This is a genomic window from Bacteroides caecigallinarum (assembly GCF_016901995.1).
Taxonomy (GTDB): domain Bacteria; phylum Bacteroidota; class Bacteroidia; order Bacteroidales; family Bacteroidaceae; genus Phocaeicola; species Phocaeicola cellulolyticus.
On sequence record NZ_JACJLE010000130.1, the window covers coordinates 1 to 890 of the forward strand.

The window sequence follows — 890 nt, forward strand, 5'->3', positions numbered from 1 at the left end:
GGATAGTTCTCTGCTTATTAGGACTACACGGATGTAGTACTGCCGGTGGATGGGTGGACTCTAAGTCGGTCGTCAGTTACTTGTACGGAACTTGGTAAGCCCGTATCTTTCCTGCCTTTATCGAGCAGGTAAGCCAATCGCAAGAGAAGCCGAATGAGGTGCGGGTAAAGGATTGCGGAGAAAGCGAACGCTTCCGTGTAATGCGGAGGATAGAGGTTTAAACGTCACCTCATGCGAAAGCAGGCAGACTTCCGCAGGGTAATTCTTTGTGAAACGATTGTAGAACTTTAACGAAATGAAGAAACAGCAAAGGAACGAGGTGAAAGCCGAGTGTGCATCTTCAGCCAAGTATAACACTACATGGAAAGACATTGACTTTCATAAGTGTGAATGCAAGGTCAGAAAGCTGCAAGTCCGAATAGCAAAGGCTCATACAGGAAAGAGGTATAACAAGGTGAAAGCCTTGCAGCACCTCCTTGTCACTTCGTTCGAAGCCAAGGCATTGGCGGTAAGGAAAGTGACATCCAATAAAGGCAAGCGCACGGCAGGGGTTGACCACATAAAGTGGGACACCGATGCCAGGAAAATAGAAGCTATACGTTCTTTGACACGGAGAGGATATAAAGCCCTCCCACTGAAAAGGGTTAACATACCCAAGGCAAACGGCAAGACAAGACCTTTAGGAATACCAACCATGAAAGACAGAGCCATGCAGGCACTGTACCTTATGGCATTGGAACCCATAACGGAGAGTGAAGCGGATGCAAACTCTTACGGATTTAGAAAGTTCAGAAGTACGGCAGATGCGATAGACGCACTCCACAGATGGCTAAGCAGGGATTGCTCTCCCGAATGGATATTGGAGGGGGACATAAAAGGCTGTTTCGACC

1 protein-coding gene is annotated in these 890 nt (G+C 47.6%); it reads left to right on the forward strand.

Features of this window, described 5'->3' with window-relative positions; all coding sequences use genetic code 11:
- Positions 1–295 precede the first annotated feature (295 nt).
- The coding region (locus H6A61_RS15285) for a reverse transcriptase N-terminal domain-containing protein (protein ID WP_204394762.1) at positions 296–890 on the forward strand (595 nt) is incomplete at its 3' end.